This window comes from Plasticicumulans lactativorans (assembly GCF_004341245.1).
Classification (GTDB): domain Bacteria; phylum Pseudomonadota; class Gammaproteobacteria; order Competibacterales; family Competibacteraceae; genus Plasticicumulans_A; species Plasticicumulans_A lactativorans.
In genome coordinates this window covers 112474-128599 of the sequence record NZ_SLWY01000016.1, presented here as the reverse complement: position 1 = coordinate 128599, position 16126 = coordinate 112474, and the positions used below count along the sequence as shown (strand labels likewise).

At 68.6% G+C, this 16126-nt stretch carries 13 protein-coding genes and 2 pseudogenes; 12 read left to right on the top strand and 3 right to left on the bottom strand.

Going from position 1 to position 16126, the window contains the following annotated elements; genetic code table 11:
- The 10 genes and pseudogenes from EV699_RS15195 to cydX form a co-directional block, all read left to right on the top strand.
- Positions 1 to 321: pseudogene (locus EV699_RS15195) on the top strand (dihydrolipoyl dehydrogenase); the annotation flags it as partial.
- 54 nt (positions 322 to 375) lie between these two features.
- A pseudogene (locus tag EV699_RS15190) lies at positions 376 to 2660 on the top strand (NADP-dependent malic enzyme).
- 154 nt (positions 2661 to 2814) lie between these two features.
- Positions 2815 to 4173, top strand: a complete 1359-nt coding sequence (locus EV699_RS15185) for a dicarboxylate/amino acid:cation symporter (RefSeq protein WP_132544272.1) — start codon at positions 2815 to 2817, stop codon at positions 4171 to 4173.
- A gap of 117 nt (positions 4174 to 4290) precedes the next feature.
- Positions 4291 to 5649: an NAD(P)/FAD-dependent oxidoreductase gene (locus EV699_RS15180; RefSeq protein ID WP_132544271.1), complete on the top strand. Its 1359-nt coding sequence runs from the start codon at positions 4291 to 4293 to the stop codon at positions 5647 to 5649.
- A 74-nt stretch (positions 5650 to 5723) separates the two neighbouring features.
- Complete coding sequence (locus EV699_RS15175) at positions 5724 to 6899, top strand: acetyl-CoA C-acetyltransferase (protein ID WP_132544269.1); 1176 nt, start codon at positions 5724 to 5726, stop codon at positions 6897 to 6899.
- Positions 6900 to 7264: 365 nt separating this feature from the next.
- Entirely contained in the window at positions 7265 to 8608 is a 1344-nt protein-coding gene (locus tag EV699_RS15170) for a sigma-54-dependent transcriptional regulator (protein WP_132544267.1), read from the top strand.
- 1 nt (position 8609) lies between these two features.
- Positions 8610 to 8852, top strand: a complete 243-nt coding sequence (locus tag EV699_RS15165; protein WP_132544265.1) for a hypothetical protein — start codon at positions 8610 to 8612, stop codon at positions 8850 to 8852.
- Positions 8827 to 10455: a cytochrome ubiquinol oxidase subunit I gene (locus EV699_RS15160; protein WP_132544298.1), complete on the top strand. Its 1629-nt coding sequence runs from the start codon at positions 8827 to 8829 to the stop codon at positions 10453 to 10455. Before EV699_RS15165 ends, EV699_RS15160 begins: the two co-directional genes overlap by 26 nt.
- A gap of 30 nt (positions 10456 to 10485) precedes the next feature.
- Positions 10486 to 11631: a cytochrome d ubiquinol oxidase subunit II gene (gene cydB, locus EV699_RS15155; RefSeq protein ID WP_132544263.1), complete on the top strand. Its 1146-nt coding sequence runs from the start codon at positions 10486 to 10488 to the stop codon at positions 11629 to 11631.
- 11 nt (positions 11632 to 11642) lie between these two features.
- Positions 11643 to 11795, top strand: a complete 153-nt coding sequence (gene cydX, locus EV699_RS15150; RefSeq protein ID WP_132544261.1) for a cytochrome bd-I oxidase subunit CydX — start codon at positions 11643 to 11645, stop codon at positions 11793 to 11795.
- A 22-nt stretch (positions 11796 to 11817) separates the two neighbouring features.
- On the opposite strand, the gene EV699_RS15145 is transcribed toward cydX, so the two are convergent.
- Positions 11818 to 12537 (bottom strand): DsbC family protein, encoded by a 720-nt coding sequence (locus EV699_RS15145; RefSeq protein WP_132544259.1) that lies wholly within the window; start codon positions 12535 to 12537, stop codon positions 11818 to 11820.
- Between the two features lie 139 nt (positions 12538 to 12676).
- On the opposite strand from EV699_RS15145, the gene mobB reads away from it, so the two are divergent.
- Together mobB and EV699_RS15135 are read left to right on the top strand one after the other, a co-directional pair.
- Positions 12677 to 13210 (top strand): molybdopterin-guanine dinucleotide biosynthesis protein B, encoded by a 534-nt coding sequence (mobB, locus tag EV699_RS15140; RefSeq protein WP_132544257.1) that lies wholly within the window; start codon positions 12677 to 12679, stop codon positions 13208 to 13210.
- A 29-nt stretch (positions 13211 to 13239) separates the two neighbouring features.
- Positions 13240 to 14088 carry an SDR family oxidoreductase gene (locus tag EV699_RS15135; RefSeq protein ID WP_132544255.1) on the top strand — a complete coding sequence of 283 codons (849 nt, stop codon included), beginning with the start codon at positions 13240 to 13242 and terminating at the stop codon, positions 14086 to 14088.
- 250 nt (positions 14089 to 14338) lie between these two features.
- On the opposite strand, the gene pgeF is transcribed toward EV699_RS15135, so the two are convergent.
- Both pgeF and rluD read right to left on the bottom strand, forming a co-directional pair.
- Positions 14339 to 15082 carry a peptidoglycan editing factor PgeF gene (gene pgeF / locus EV699_RS15130; RefSeq protein WP_132544253.1) on the bottom strand — a complete coding sequence of 248 codons (744 nt, stop codon included), beginning with the start codon at positions 15080 to 15082 and terminating at the stop codon, positions 14339 to 14341.
- Positions 15064 to 16062, bottom strand: coding sequence for a 23S rRNA pseudouridine(1911/1915/1917) synthase RluD (rluD, locus tag EV699_RS15125; protein ID WP_132544251.1), 999 nt, complete (start codon positions 16060 to 16062; stop codon positions 15064 to 15066). Before rluD ends, pgeF begins: the two co-directional genes overlap by 19 nt.
- Positions 16063 to 16126: the final 64 nt, after the last annotated feature.

The following is a 16126-nucleotide window of genomic DNA, read 5'->3' as shown; positions in this document are numbered from 1 at the left end:
TGCAAGGCCGAGGGCATCAAGTACGGCAAGGCGGTGTTCCCGTGGGCGGCCTCGGGACGGGCGATCGCCAACGGGCGCGACGAGGGCTTCACCAAACTGCTGTTTGACGAGGCCACGCACCGCTGCATCGGCGGGGGCATCGTCGGCACGCACGCCGGGGACCTGATCGGCGAGGTGTGCCTGGCGGTGGAGATGGGGGCCGATCCGACCGACATCGGCAAGACCATCCACCCGCACCCGACACTTGGCGAGAGCGTCGGCATGGCCGCCGAAGTCTTCGAGGGCGCCTGCACCGACCTGCCGCCCCAGAAGAAGAAGTAAGCAGTCTCACCCCTGACGTCACTAAAAAGACAGACCCTGGGAGGTCCTAAACAAATGAGCGACTCACTGCGCGACGCGGCCCTGGAATACCACCAGTTCCCCAAGCCGGGAAAAATCTCGGTGACGCCGACCAAGGCGATGGCCACCCAGCGCGACCTCGCGCTGGCCTACTCGCCGGGCGTGGCGGAACCCTGCCTGGCCATCCAGGCTGACCCCAGCACGGCGGCGCTTTACACCTCGCGCGGCAACCTCGTCGCCGTGGTCACCAACGGCACCGCGGTGCTCGGGCTCGGCAACATCGGCGCCCTCGCCGGCAAGCCGGTGATGGAAGGCAAGGGCTGCCTCTTCAAGAAGTTCGCCGATATCGACGTCTTCGACATCGAGATCAACGAAACCGACCCGGACAAGCTGGTCGAGATCATCGCCAGCCTCGAACCGACCTTCGGCGGCATCAACCTCGAGGACATCAAGGCGCCGGAGTGCTTCTACATCGAGAAGAAGCTGCGCGAGCGCATGAGCATCCCGGTGTTCCATGACGACCAGCACGGCACCGCGATCGTCGCCGCCGCCGCGGTGCTGAACGGCCTGACGCTGGTCGGCAAGGACATCGGCAGCGTGAAGATGGTGGTGTCGGGCGCCGGCGCCGCGGCGCTGGCCTGCACCGACCTGCTGGTCAGCCTCGGCCTGAAGAAGGAGCACATCTTCGTCACCGACGGCAAGGGCGTGGTCTACCTGGGCCGCACCGAGGGCATGGACGAGAACAAGGCCCGCTACGCGCAGGACACCAGCGCACGCACGCTCGCCGACGTGATCCCCGACGCCGACGTCTTCCTCGGCCTGTCGGCCGGCGGCGTGCTGAAGCCGGAGATGGTCGCGAAGATGGCGCCGAACCCGCTGATCCTCGCGATGGCGCCAACCCGACGCCGGAAATCATGCCCGAGGAAGCCAAGGCCGTGCGGCCCGACGCGATCATCGGCACCGGGCGCTCGGACTACCCGAACCAGGTCAACAACGTCCTCTGCTTCCCCTTCATCTTCCGCGGTGCGCTCGACGTCGGCGCCACCACGATCAACGAGGAGATGAAGCTCGCGACGGTGCGCGCGCTCGCCGAGCTCACCCATGCCGAGATCCCGGACATGGTGGCGAACGCCTACGGCGCCGCCGGCCTGAGGTTCGGCCCCGAGTACCTGATCCCCAAGCCCTTCGATCCGCGCCTGATCGAGCGGATCTGCCCGGCGGTGGCCAAGGCGGCGATGGACAGCGGCGTGGCGACGCGCCCGATCGAGAACCTGGAAGCGTACCGGCAGAAGCTGTCGCGCTTCGTCTACCAGTCCGGCAGCAGCATGGAGGTGGTGTTCGACACCGCCAAGAGCACGCCGAAGCGGGTGGTCTACGCCGAGGGCGAGGACGAGCGCGTGCTGCGCGCGGCGCAGGTGGTGGTGGACGAAGGGCTGGCGCGGCCGATGCTGATCGGACGCGAGGACGTGATCGCGGCGCGCATCGAGAGCTTCGGCCTGCGCCTGCGCCTCGGCGACAACTGCGAGTGCGTCAACGTGCTCGACGACCGTCGCTACCACGCGGCGTGGAGCGGCTACTACGAACTGATGAAGCGCAAGGGCGTGTCGCGCGCGCAGGCCAAGGAGGACATGCGCACCCGTCCGACGCTGATCGGCGCGATGCTGGTCCACAATGGCGAAGCCGACGCGATGCTGTGCGGCACCCACGGCACCTACACCGACCACCTGAAGTACGTGCGCGACGTGATCGGCATGCGTGAGGGGGTGAACACCCTCGCGGCGATGCAGATGCTGATCCTGCCGGGCCGCCAGCTCTTCATCTGCGACACCCACGTCAACCTCGATCCGAGCGCCGAGCAGATCGCCGAGATGACCGTGCTCGCCGCCGAGATGGTGCAGCGCTTCGGCCTGTCGCCGAGCGTCGCGCTGCTGTCGCATTCGAGCTTCGGCAGCTCCGATGCACCGTCGGCGCAGAAGATGCGCGACGCGCTGGAACTGATCCGCGCCCGCGCACCGGGCCTGGCGGTGGAAGGCGAGATGCGCGGCGATGCGGCGCTGTCGCCGACGATCCGCAGCGACGTGTTCCCGGACGCGGAGCTGAAGAGCGAGGCCAACCTGCTGGTGATGCCGAACGTCGACGCCGCCAACATCGCCTTCAACCTGCTGCGCATCGGTGCCGGCAGCGGCATCACGGTGGGCGGCATCCTGCTCGGCGCGGCCAAGCCGGTGCACATCCTCACCCCCTCGTCCACCGTCCGGCGCCTGGTCAACATGACCGCGCTCGCCGCGGTGGACGCCGGGGCGAGGCACGACAAGAGCTGAGGCATCAGCCGATGAGCTCGGGCGCGACGGCCGCGCGGCCGGAGGCCGCCGCCGTCGCCCCATGCCTGCGCCTTCCGGTCCGCGCCGTGCCGTCAACGGCTACGGCAGCGGGCCGGGGGAGTGCGTCGTAAAACGCTTGCAGAGGTGAGGGTCCATGGGAAAGAAGCCGTTTTACAAGAGCTTGTACATACAGGTGCTGATCGCGATCGCCATCGGCATTGCCCTAGGTCACTTCAACCCCGAGCTCGGCGGGGCGATGAAGCCGCTCGGTGACGGCTTCATCAAGCTGATCAAGATGATCATCGCGCCGATCATCTTCTGCACCATCGTGGTCGGCATCGCCGGCATGGAGGACATGAAGAAGGTCGGCAAGGTCGGCGGGTACGCGGTGCTCTACTTCGAGGTCATGAGCACGATCGCGCTGATCATCGGCCTGATCATCGTCAACGTGGTGCAGCCCGGCGTCGGCATGAACGTCGACCCGAGCACGCTCGACACCAAGGCGATCGCGCAGTACACCGGCCCCGGGAAGATGCAGACGACCACGGACTTCCTGCTGAACATCATCCCGTACAGCGTGGTGGACGCCTTCGCCAAGGGCGACATGCTGCAGGTGCTGTTCTTCTCGCTGCTGTTCGGCTTCGCGCTGCACGCCTTCGGCCCCAAGGGCAAGCCGGTGTTCGACTTCATCGAGCGCCTGTCGCACGTGCTGTTCGGCATCGTCGGCTACATCATGAAGGTCGCACCGATCGGCGCCTTCGGCGCGATGGCCTTCACCATCGGCAAGCACGGCGTGAGTTCGCTCGCGCAACTGGCGAGCCTGATGGCGACCTTCTACGCCACCTGCCTGGTGTTCATCCTGGTGATCCTGGGCATCGTCGCCCGCCTGCACGGCTTCAGCGTCGTCAAGTTCATCAAGTACATCAAGGAAGAGCTGTTCCTGGTGCTCGGCACCTCGTCGTCGGAATCGGCGCTGCCGCGCATCATGGCCAAGCTGGAGAACCTGGGGGCGCAGAAATCGGTGGTCGGCCTGGTGATCCCGACCGGCTACTCGTTCAACCTCGACGGCACCGCGATCTACCTGACCATGGCGGCGGTGTTCATCGCCCAGGCCACCAACACGCCGCTGGACATCGGCCATCAGCTCACCCTGCTCGGCGTGCTGCTGCTGACCTCCAAGGGCGCCGCCGGCGTCACCGGCAGCGGCTTCATCGTGCTCGCGGCCACGCTCTCGGCGGTCGGCAACGTGCCGGTGGCCGGCCTGGCGCTGATCCTGGGCATCGACCGCTTCATGTCGGAAGCGCGCGCGCTGACCAACATCATCGGCAACGGCGTCGCCACGGTGGTGGTGGCGAAGTGGTGCAACGCGCTCGACACCGAGCGCATGACCAAGGTGCTGAACAACGAAACGGACGTCGAAGCCGAGGAGCCGGAACTCATCCTCGACACGCAGGTGGCCGAGATGGACACCCACGGTGGCAGGACCTTACCGCCGGGAGCCACTTCGGCCTGACCGGCTGAAGGTCGGGTCGCGGAAACCACCCACTCCTTCCCGGCAATCACACGTTAACGGGGGGGGCGGCATGATGCGTGCCATCCCCCCATGACAACCAAGCGGAAGGCGAGTAACATGCAGGAAACATCGAGCACGACGGATTTGAACCAGGATCCCCCTTCGGGTCTGCACCGCATCGTGATCGTCGGCGGTGGCGCAGGCGGCCTCGAGCTGGCCACGCGCCTCGGAGACACGCTGGGCAAGCGCGGAAAGGCCTCCGTGACCCTGATCGAGAAGGCGCGCACGCATTTCTGGAAGCCGCACCTGCACGAGATCGCTGCCGGCAGCATGGATCTGGGCACCTACGAGACCAACTATCTCGCCCAGTCGCACTGGCACGGTTTCCGCTACCGCATCGGCGAGATGATCGGCCTCGACCGCGCACGCCGCGAGGTGCACGTGGCGCCGTTCATCGACGAGGACGGCGACCAGGTGACGCCGCAGCGCGTGTTCGGCTACGACACGCTGGTGATCTCGATCGGCAGCCTGACCAACGACTTCGGCACCCCCGGCGTCAAGGACAACGCGATTTCGCTGGAAACCCCGGTGCAGGCCGCGCGCTTCCACCGGCGCCTGGTCAACGCCTGCATCCGGGCGCATGCCCAGCACGACCCGCTGCGCCCCGAACAACTCAAGGTGGCGATCATCGGTGCCGGTGCCACCGGCGTCGAGCTCGCCGCCGAGCTGCACAAGACGACGCGCAGCCTCGTCTCCTACGGGCTGGATCGCATCGATCCGGAGAAGGACATCAAGATCATCCTGATCGAAGCCGCCGACCGCATCCTCCCGGCGCTGCCGCCGCGCCTGTCGGAAGGCGCCAGCGGACTCCTGCGCGGGCTGGACGTGCAGGTGCGCACCTCGGCCCGGGTGGCCGAGGTGCTGCCCAGCGGCGTGCTCCTCGCCGGCGGCGAGGTGATTCCCGCCGAGCTGGTGGTCTGGGCCGCCGGCGTCAAGGCCCCCGAGTTCCTGAAGGACATCGACGGGCTCGAAACCAACCGCATCAATCAGCTCGTGGTGAAGCCGACCCTGCAGACCACGCGCGACGACAGCATCTTCGCGATCGGCGACTGCGCCGCGTGCCCGTGGGTCGGCCAGGAAGGCAAACTCGTGCCGCCGCGGGCTCAGGCGGCGCACCAGCAGGCCTCGCACCTGCTGAAGCAGATCAAGAACCGCATCGCCGGCCAGGAAGTCAAGGAATGGCGTTACCGCGACTTCGGCTCCCTCGTGTCCCTCGGCAAGTACAGCACCGTGGGCAACCTGATGGGCAACCTGGTCGGCGGCAACCTCTGGCTCGACGGCCATTTCGCGCGGATGATGTACCTGTCGCTGTACAAGATGCACGAGCTTGCCTTGCACGGCTTCTGGAAGGTCAGCCTGGACACCGCCGCCAGGTTGATCACGCGCCGCACCGAGCCGCACGTCAAACTGCATTGAGCCGTTCGACGCGCGGCCCGGGTGGCGCGCATGGTGTGTGTAACTGTCTGACAACCTGTTGACGGAGACTGAAGATGGAAGACGTCGTTATCGTTGCCGCGGCGCGTACTGCGGTGGGCAAGTTCGGTGGCAGCCTGGCGAAGATCGCTGCTTCCGACCTGGGGGCGCAAGTCATCAAAGCCCTGATGGCCAAGACGGGCCTCGCTCCGGACCAGGTGAGCGAAGTGATCCTGGGCCAGGTGCTGACCGCCGGCTGCGGCCAGAATCCGGCCCGTCAGGCGCTGATCCGCGGCGGCCTGCACGACATGGTGCCAGCCATGACCATCGGCAAGGTCTGCGGTTCGGGCCTGAAGGCCACGCACCTGGCGGCGCAGGCCATCAAGTGCGGCGACGCCCAGATCGTCATCGCCGGCGGGCAGGAGAACATGAGCGCCTCGGCGCACGTGCTGCCCAACTCGCGTGACGGCTTCCGCATGGGCGACGCCAAGCTCGTCGACACCATGATCACCGACGGCCTGTGGGACGTGTACAACCAGTACCACATGGGCACGACCGCGGAGAACGTCGCCCGCAAGTACGGCATCACCCGCGAAGAGCAGGACGTGTTCGCCTGCGCCTCGCAGAACAAGGCCGAGGCGGCGCAGAAGGCCGGCAAGTTCAAGGACGAGATCGTCCCCATCGAGATCGCGAGCCGCAAGGGCACCGTGGTGTTCGACAGCGACGAGTACGTCAAGCACGGCGTCACGCTCGAGAGCCTGCAGAGCCTGCGTCCCGCCTTCGCCAAGGACGGTACGGTGACCGCCGGCAACGCTTCGGGCATCAACGACGGCGCCGCCGCCGTGGTGATGATGTCGGAGAAGAAGGCCGCCGAACTCGGCCTGACCCCGCTCGCCCGCATCCGTGCCTACGCCTCGGCCGGCCTCGACCCGACGATCATGGGCATGGGCCCGGTCCCCGCCTCCCAGCTGTGCCTGAAGAAGGCCGGCTGGACCCCGGCCGACATCGATCTGATGGAGATCAACGAGGCCTTCGCCGCCCAGGCCATCGCGGTCAACAAGCAGATGGAGTGGGACACCAGCCGCATCAACGTCAACGGCGGCGCGATCGCCATCGGCCACCCGATCGGCGCCTCGGGCTGCCGCGTCCTGGTGACGCTGATCCACGAGATGGTCCGCCGCGACGCCAAGCGCGGTCTCGCCTCGCTGTGTATCGGCGGTGGCATGGGGGTCGCGCTCGCCATCGAGCGCTGAGCCGGGCACCCGGCTCGCCGGAGCGCCCCGCTGCCGCAGCGCGGCAGCGGGGTTTCCCCCGGGGCAACGCGCCAGCGGAGCCCCGGGGGCCCGGACTCCATCCGCGCGGACCGGACCGCGCAAGACGGCAGTAACACACGACCCCGAACAAGAAATCTTGCAGAAAAACGCCTGCGCGAAGCTGTGTGCTCGCGCGGGGTGGGTGGCGTTTGCCTTCGCGACGCGTGCCCGGAGGCGGTCGAACGGACCGCATCCGGCGATGTACTCGGGAACCCTCGCGGCCGGTGCGGACCATCGCCCGTGGCGGCATCCGGCCCGGAGCCGGAGCGGATCGCCTCGCAGGGGCCCAGGTACGGATGAACTGCATGAATGAGCCGATAACCGTACTGCTCGTCGAGGACGATGCCGATGTGCGCGAGGCCGCTGCCCAATCCCTGCGACTCGCCGGCTTCACGGTCGACGCCTTCGATGCGGCCGAGAAGGCCAGGCAGCGGATCGTCCCCGGCAGCCGCTGTGTATGCGTCAGCGACGTGAAACTGCCGGGCAGCACCGGGCTCGATTTCCTCCGCCACGTGATGGCGGTCGACCCGCAACTGCCGGTCATCCTGGTCACCGGCCACGGCGACATCGCGATGGCGGTGCAGGCGATGCGCCAGGGCGCCTACGACTTCATCGAAAAACCGTTCTCCGCCGCGCACCTGGTCGAAGTGGTGGAACGGGCGATCGAGAAGCGCCAGCTAACCCTGGAGGTCCAGGCGCTGCGCGCCAAGCTCGATGACTGGCGCGGCATCGAAGCGGACATCCTCGGCCGTTCCCCCGCGATCGAACAACTGCGCCGCATGATCCTCGACGTCGCCGACACCTCCGCCGACGTCCTGATCTACGGCGAAACCGGCACCGGCAAGGAACTGGTCGCGCGCTGCCTGCACGAGCACAGCAACCGCCGGCAGAACAAGTTCGTTGCCCTCAACTGCGGCGGACTGCCGGAGACGCTGTTCGACAGCGAGATCTTCGGCCACGAAACGGGCTCCTTCACCGGCGCCATGCGCAGCCGCGTGGGCAAGATCGAATACGCCCACCGCGGCACGCTGTTTCTCGACGAGATCGAGAGCATGCCGCTGTCGATGCAGGTGAAGCTTCTGCGCGTGCTGCAGGAGCGCAGGGTCGAACGGCTCGGCTCGAACGAGCCGATCGCGGTGGACTGCCGTTTCGTCGCCGCCAGCAAGGAGGACCTCGCCCGGCTCTCGGCCGAGGGCAGGTTCCGCAAGGACCTGTACTACCGGCTGAACGTCGTCGTCATCGAACTGCCGCCGCTGCGCGAGCGCCGCGAGGACATCCCGCTGCTGTTCGAGCATTTCGTGCTGCAGGCGGCGAGCCGCTACGAGCGTCCCGCGCCGATCGTGTCGAGCAGCCAGCTCGGTGCCCTGATGGCGTACGCGTGGCCCGGCAACGTGCGCGAGCTGCGCAACGTCGCCGACCGCTTCGTGCTCAAGCTGCTGGGCGACAAGTTCCCGCTGCTGCAACCGCCGGGGCTCACCTCGGCCACGCTCGCGGAGCAGGTCGAACGCTTCGAACGTTCGCTGATCCAGGAACATCTGCGTCAGCACCAGGGACAGGTCGCCGCCGCCAGTGAGGCGCTCGGCCTGGCGAAGAACACGCTCTACGACAAGCTGCGCAAATTCCACCTGTCGCCGGAGGACTATCGCTGAAATGGACCACCCCCCTGACGCGCGCCGCCTGCCACCGCTGCGACGCCCGAATCTGAAACGCGAGATCACGCTGATCCTGATCGTCAAGACGATCGCGATCGGCTTCATCTGGAAGACGTGGTTTTCGAACCCGCAAGACGCACACCTGGATGGGCCGGATATCGGCCGCGCCGTGTATGCCGTCGCGCCACCCCCAACGTCACAAGAGGAGGACGATGATGCTTCCCGACATGGATCTCGTTAACGTATCGCGCCTGCAGTTCGCCATCACGGCGATGTATCACTTCCTGTTCGTGCCGCTCACGCTCGGCCTCTCGTGGATCCTCGTCATCATGGAGTCGGTCTACGTGATGACCGGCCGCGAGATCTACAAGGACATGACGCGGTTCTGGGGCAAGTTGTTCGCGATCAACTTCGCCATGGGCGTGACCACCGGCATCACGCTCGAATTCCAGTTCGGCACCAACTGGGCGTACTACTCGCACTACGTCGGCGACATCTTTGGGGTGCCGCTGGCGATCGAGGGCCTGATGGCCTTCTTCCTCGAATCGACCTTCGTCGGCCTGTTCTTCTTCGGCTGGGATCGCCTGCCGAAGGTCCAGCACCTGGCGGTCACCTTCCTGGTCGCGCTCGGCTCGAACCTGTCCGCGCTGTGGATCCTGGTCGCCAACGGCTGGATGAACAACCCGGTCGGCGCCGAATTCAACTTCGCGACCATGCGCATGGAGCTGACGAGCTTCGCCGAGATCTTCTTCAACCCGGTGGCGCAGGTGAAGTTCGTGCACACCGTGGCGGCCGGCTACGTCGCGGCATCGATGTTCGTGCTCGGCGTCAGTTCGTACTACCTGCTGAAAGGGCGCGATGTCGCCTTCGCCATCCGCTCCTTCGCCATCGCCGCCGGCTTCGGCCTCGCCGCGACGCTGTCGGTGATCGTGCTCGGCGACGAATCCGGCTACACCGCCGGCGAGGTGCAGAAGGCCAAACTCGCGGCGATCGAGGCCGAATGGCACACGCACGAGCCGCCGGCGGCGATCACCGCGTTCGGCTTTCCGAACGAGGAGGAGCAGCGCACCGACTACGCGATCCGCATCCCCTGGATGCTGGGCCTGATCGCGACCCGCTCGGTCGACGAGCCGATCGCAGGCATCGCCGAGATCAAGCAGCACAACGAGCAGCGCATCAGCAACGGCATCAAGGCCTATGCGGCGCTGCAGAAACTGCGCGCAGGCGACACCAGCGCCGACGTGCGCGCGGCCTTCGAAGCCGCCAAGGACGACCTCGGCCACGCGCTGCTGCTGAAGAAGTACACCGCGAAGGTGGTCGATGCCACGCCCGAGCAGATCAAGCACGCCGCGGCCGACACCATCCCGAAAGTCGCCCCGATGTTCTGGGCCTTCCGCGTCATGGTCGGGCTCGGCATGCTGTTCCTGTTCATCTTCTCGGCCTCGTTCTACTTCCTGGCGGTACGCAACCTCGCCCCGCAGCGCTGGCTGATGCGCCTCGCGCTGTACAGCATCCCGCTGCCGTGGCTCGCCATCGAGGCCGGCTGGTTCGTCGCCGAGTTCGGCCGCCAGCCGTGGACCATCAGCGGCATCCTGCCGACCTTCCTCAGCGTTTCGAACATCCCGGCGTCGAACGTCTACACCAGCCTGGCCGGGTTCATCGCCTTCTACACCCTGCTGCTCGCGGTCGAGCTGTTCCTGATGTTCAAGTACGCGCGGCTCGGGCCGAGCGCCCTGCACACGGGCAAGTACGACCTCGAACGGCTGCACGCGGGGGGCGGCACGGCCCATCTGGGTCACCAGCCGGCCAAGCCGCTCGATCGCGTGCGCGACGAGCGTTCGTGACGCCGCCCATCAACCAAAAGGAATAAAGGCGTGGAACTCGACTACGAGACTCTCAAGCTGATCTGGTGGGGCTTCGTCGGCCTGTTGCTGGTGGGCTTCGCCATCACCGACGGCTTCGACATGGGCGTCGGTACGCTGCTGCCCTTCCTCGGCAAGACCGACGAGGAGCGGCGCGTCATCATCAACGCGGTCGGCCCGACCTGGGAAGGCAACCAGACCTGGCTCATCACCGCGGGCGGCGCCACCTTCGCGGCGTGGCCGCTGGTCTACGCGACGGCGTTCTCCGGCTTCTACGCGGCGCTGATCCTCGCGCTGTTCGCGCTGTTCTTCCGCCCGGTCGGCTTCGACTACCGCAGCAAGATCGAGGATCCGCGCTGGCGCGGCGCCTGGGACTGGGGGCTGTTCATCGGCGGCACGGTGCCGCCGGTGATCTTCGGCGTCGCCTTCGGCAACCTGCTGCAGGGGGTGCCCTTCCACTTCGACGCCGAGACCATGGGCGTGACCTACACCGGCTCGTTCTGGCAGCTGCTGAACCCGTTCGGACTGCTCGCCGGCGTGATCAGCCTGGTGATGCTGACCTTCCACGGCGCGACCTTCCTGCAGTTGCGCACCGTGGGCGCGGTGCAGGCGCGGGCGACCGACGCGATCGCCCTCAGCGGCAAGATCCTGCTCGTCGCGCTGGCGCTGGCGGCGGTGTGGAGCACGTTCCTGCTCGACGGCTACCGCATCACCTCGATGCCGCCCGCCGACACCGCCTTCATGCCGCTGGCCAAGACCGTGGTGCGCGAAAGCGGGGCCTGGATCGGCAACTACCTGGCCCACCCGTGGATGCTGATCGCTCCGCTGATGGCCTTCGGCGGCACCTTCGGCGCGATGCGCGCGTCGGCCGACGAACGCCCGGTGGCGGCCTTCATCCTCAGTTCGGCCGCCGTCGGCGGCGTGGTCCTCACCGCGGGCTTCTCGCTGTTCCCGTTCGTGATGCCGTCGAGCACCGACCTCAACAGCAGCCTCACGGCCTGGGACGCGGTGTCCAGCCACCACACGCTGAAGATCATGTTCTGGGCCACGATCTTCTTCCTGCCGCTGATCGTCCTCTACACCTCGTGGGTCTACCGCGTGATGCGCGGCAAGGTCACGGTGGAGTCGATCCGCGCCACCACGCACACGAGCTACTGAGGCACACCCGCATGTGGTACTTCACCTGGATACTCGGGCTGGGACTGGCCCTCGCGTTCGGCGTCATCAACGTGATGTGGCTGGAAACCGCGTACTTCTCCGGCCAGCTCGACGAGGAGCTGGTGCGCGAGCGCTTCAAGCACGGCGGTGGCCCGCGCCGCTGAGCCCCCCGCCCGGCCGCCCCGCTCAGGGGCGTGCCGGCGGCGCGTCGAGCATCATCGCGAGGCGCGCCGCCGGCACGTAGCCGGGCACCATCTCGCCGGTTTCGAGCACCATCGCCGGCGTGCCCTGCACGCCGAGGCGATTGCCGAGTTCGTACTGCGCCGCGATCGGGCTCGGACAATCCGCCGCCGGCAGCTCCTCGCCCCGCTTGGCGCGGGTCAGGGCATCCTTGCGATCGGCCGAACACCACACCGACACGAACTTGTGGTACGACTCCCCGTCGAGCCCGGTGCGCGGGTAGGCGAGGTAGCGCACGCGGATGCCGTAGCGGTTGTAGGCCTCGATCTCGCTGTGCAGCTTGCGGCAGTAGCCGCAGTCGATGTCGGTGAACACCGTCACCGTGTGCCGGACCGGCCCCGACGGCGCGAAGATCACCATCTCGGATTCGGGCACCGTGGCGAGCGCCGCGAGGCGCAGCGCGTTGCCGCGCTCCTCGGTGAGGTTGACCCCCTTGGCGAGGTCGATCACGTCGCCGCGCACCACGTAGCGGCCGTCGGCGCTCAGGTAGAGCACGCGCCCGCCGACGACCACCTCGAACAGGCCCGGCAGCGGGCCGGGGCTGACGCTGTCGGGCTTGTGCCCGTCGAGCACGGCCTGCAGGCGGCCGAGGTCGGGCCGCGGCCCTTCCGCCGCAACCGCGGCGGCGACACCCAGGGTCAGCACGACCCCCATCAAGACACGCATCGAATGACTCCGTAGCGGCACAAGCCTTCACCTGCGCTTAGGGTACCGCCGCGCGCCGCGGTTCCACCATGCGCGGCGGTCGCGCCGCCGCGATGCTAAGCTGCGCACCCCTCTCCACACCGCGCCGCGCGCCGCCCCCGTGCCAGCCCCGCCGCCCTCCGTCCTCGGCATCGCCGCCCGCAGCGGCACCGGCAAGACCACGCTGCTGCGCGCGCTGATCCCGCTGCTGCGCGAGGCCGGGCTGCAGCTCGCGCTCGCCAAGCACAGCCACCATGCCCTCGAGCTCGACCGGCCGGGCAAGGACAGCCACCGCCTGCGCCTCGCCGGCGCCGCGGCCGTGCTGGTGTGTTCGGGACGACGCACGGCGCTGATCGACACCCGGCCCGAACCCTGGCCGCTCGCCGCGAGCCTCGCCGCGCTCGCCGCCCCCGACATCGACCTGATCCTCGTCGAAGGCTTCAAGGCGGCGCCGATCCCCAAGCTCGAACTGCACCGCCCGGCGCTCGGCGCACCGCCGCTGTTCCCGCACGACCACCACATCATCGCCGTCGCCTGCGACGCACCGCTCGACCGCCCGTGCCCGCTGCCGCTGCTCGACCTCAACGCGCCGCCGGCGATCGCCGCCTTCGTCCTCGCGCGCCTGCAGGCCGGCGCGCTCGTCACCACGCCCTGACGCACCACCGCCGCCCGAGGGAGCCCGCGATGCCCGTCGCCCAGTCCATCCTGATCACCGGCTGCTCCTCGGGCATCGGCCTTTGCTGCGCGCACGGCCTGCGCGAACGCGGCCACCGCGTGTTCGCCAGCGCGCGGCGCGAGGCGGACGTCGCCCACCTGCGCGACGCCGGCTTCGAGGCCTGGCGCCTCGACCTCGACGACCCGGACTCGATCGCCACCGCGGTCGATGCGGTGCTCGCGGCGGGCGGCGGCCGTCTCGACGCACTGTTCAACAACGGCGCCTACGGCCAGCCCGGCGCCGTCGAGGACCTCTCGCGCGCGGCGCTGCGCGCGCAGTTCGAGACCAACCTGTTCGGCACCGTCGAACTCACCAACCGCGTGCTGCCGGTGATGCGCCGGCAGGGGCACGGCCGCATCATCCAGAACAGTTCCATCCTCGGCTTCATGGCGATGGCCTACCGCGGTGCCTACAACGCGAGCAAGTTCGCGCTCGAAGGCATCACCGACACGCTGCGGCTGGAACTCGCCGACACCGGCATCCACGTGAGCCTGATCGAGCCCGGGCCGATCACGAGCCGCTTCCGCGCCAACTCGCACGCCAAGTTCCTGCAGTACATCGACGCGGCGCACAGCCCGCACCGCGCCCGCTACGCGGCGATGGAGGCGCGCCTGACCCGTCCGGGGCCGGCGGCACCGTTCACCCTCGGCCCCGAGGCGGTACTGGCGGCGCTGGTCCACGCGCTGGAAAGCCCGCGGCCGCGCACCCGCTACCGGGTGACGGTGCCGACGGTGGCGTTCTGGTATCTCAGGCACCTGCTGCCGACGCGCGCGCTCGACTGGATCGCCGCCCGTGCGGGCGGCGGCGGCAGCCGCTGAGCTCGACGGAAGCGCGGGCACAGCGCCGCACCCAAGAAAAAAGGCGCCTGCAAAGGCGCCTCAGATTATCCCGCGCAGTCCGGTTATAGGTTTTGGAAGCGACCCGCGGAAGTCGTGGCAGCCGATCCCGGTGCTGCCTCGATCGGGTTCCAAGCATTTTTGGCGCCAAAACCCACAAGCACCTGAAGCGACACGCTTGTGCATCCGCAGCAGCGCACGGTTGTACGCCAGAACGTAAAATTTGGTGACACTAGCCGGCAAGCCACACCAGGCTCGCCTGGCGCCCGGTGCGTCCGTCGCGACGGTACGAGAAGAAACGCCCGCGCTCGCCGAAGGTGCAGAAACCGCTGCCGTAGACCGCGCCGACACCGCAACGGGCCAGCACCTGCCGCGCGAGCGCGTACAGGTCGGCGTAGTGGCGGTCGCCGCTGCCGGCGGTGAAGGCGCTCGCATGCGCGGGATCGCGTGCCACGAAGGCCGCCCGCACCTCGGGACCGACCTCGAAGGCGGTCGGGCCGATCGCCGGGCCGAGCCAGGCGAGGATCTGCGCCGGCGCCACCTCCATCGCGGCGACGGTCGCCTCCAGCACCCCCGCGGCGAGGCCGCGCCAGCCCGCGTGCGCCGCCGCCACGACGCCCCCGGCGCGGTCGCAGAACAGCACCGGCAGGCAGTCGGCCGTCATCACCACGCAGGCGTGCCCGCACGCGCGGGCGACGGCGGCATCGGCGACCGGCACCGCGGTGGCAGGGGCATCGGCGTCGGCGACGTCGCAGCCGTGCACCTGGTCGAGCCAGGCCGGCGCCTGCCCGAGCCCGAGCGCCTGGCCGAGGCGCCGGCGGTTCTCGGCGACGGTCGCCGGGTCGTCGCCGACGTGTGCGCCGAGGTTCAGGCTCGCGTACGGCCCGGCGCTGACGCCGCCGACGCGCGTCGTCGCGGCCGCGCGCACCCGCGCCGGCGCCGGCCAGTCGGGCGTGATCAATCCCTGTAGTGGCATTCGCCTGCGTCCTCATCCGGCAGCGCGCCGGTCGCGGCATCGGCGCGCAGGGCGTCGAGCAGGTGGGCGAGATCGGCCGGTGTCGGGCTCTCCCAGTGCAGGGGTCGACCGCTGCCGGGGTGGACGAGTTCGAGCCGGCGCGCATGCAGGGCCTGGCGACCGAAGCCGCGCAGCGCCGCCACGCACGCGGCTCCCGCCCCGGGTGGCAGGCGCAGGCGCCCGCCGTAGACCGGATCGCCGACCAGCGGATGGTGGAGATAGGCCATGTGCACGCGGATCTGGTGGGTGCGCCCGCTCTCCAGGCGCAGGTACAGGTGGGTGTGGGCACGGAAGCGTTCGGCGACGCGGAAGTGCGTGATCGCCGGTTTGCCGCCGGGACTCACCGCCATGCGCTTGCGGTCGATCGCGTGACGGCCGATGGGGACGTCGACCAGCCCGCCGGCGACCAGCACGCCGCTCACCACCGCCTGATACTCGCGCCCCATGCGCCGCGTCTGCAGCTGCTCGACCAGGCCGGTGCGCGCACGCTCGCTCTTCGCCACCACCAGCAGGCCGGAGGTGTCCTTGTCGAGGCGGTGCACCAGCCCCGCGCGCGGCAGGTGTGCGGTGACCGGCGCGTGGTGCAGCAGGGCGTTGAGCAGCGTGCCGTCCGGGTTGCCCGCGGCGGGATGGACGACCAGTCCGGCGGGCTTGTCGATCACCAGGATGTCGTCGTCCTCGTAGACCACGGCAAGATCCATCGGCTGCGCGGCGTCGGCGACGACCTCGGCGAGCTCCCAGCACCCTTCGAGGTGCTCGCCGCCGAGGACGCGGTCGCGCGGCCGGCCGGGGCGCCCGTCGATGCGGATCGCGCCGTCCTTGAGCCAGTGCTGCAGGCGCGCGCGCGAGTGATCGGGCAGCAGTTCGGCGAGCACCTGATCGAGCCTTTTACCGGCGAGCTCGACGGGGATGGTGCAATCCAGCCGTTCCTGTTTGGGCATGGTCTTAATTCCGGGGTGCGCGGTATACTCCGCGCCCATTCTTTCGCCTTCGGAAATCAGGCAA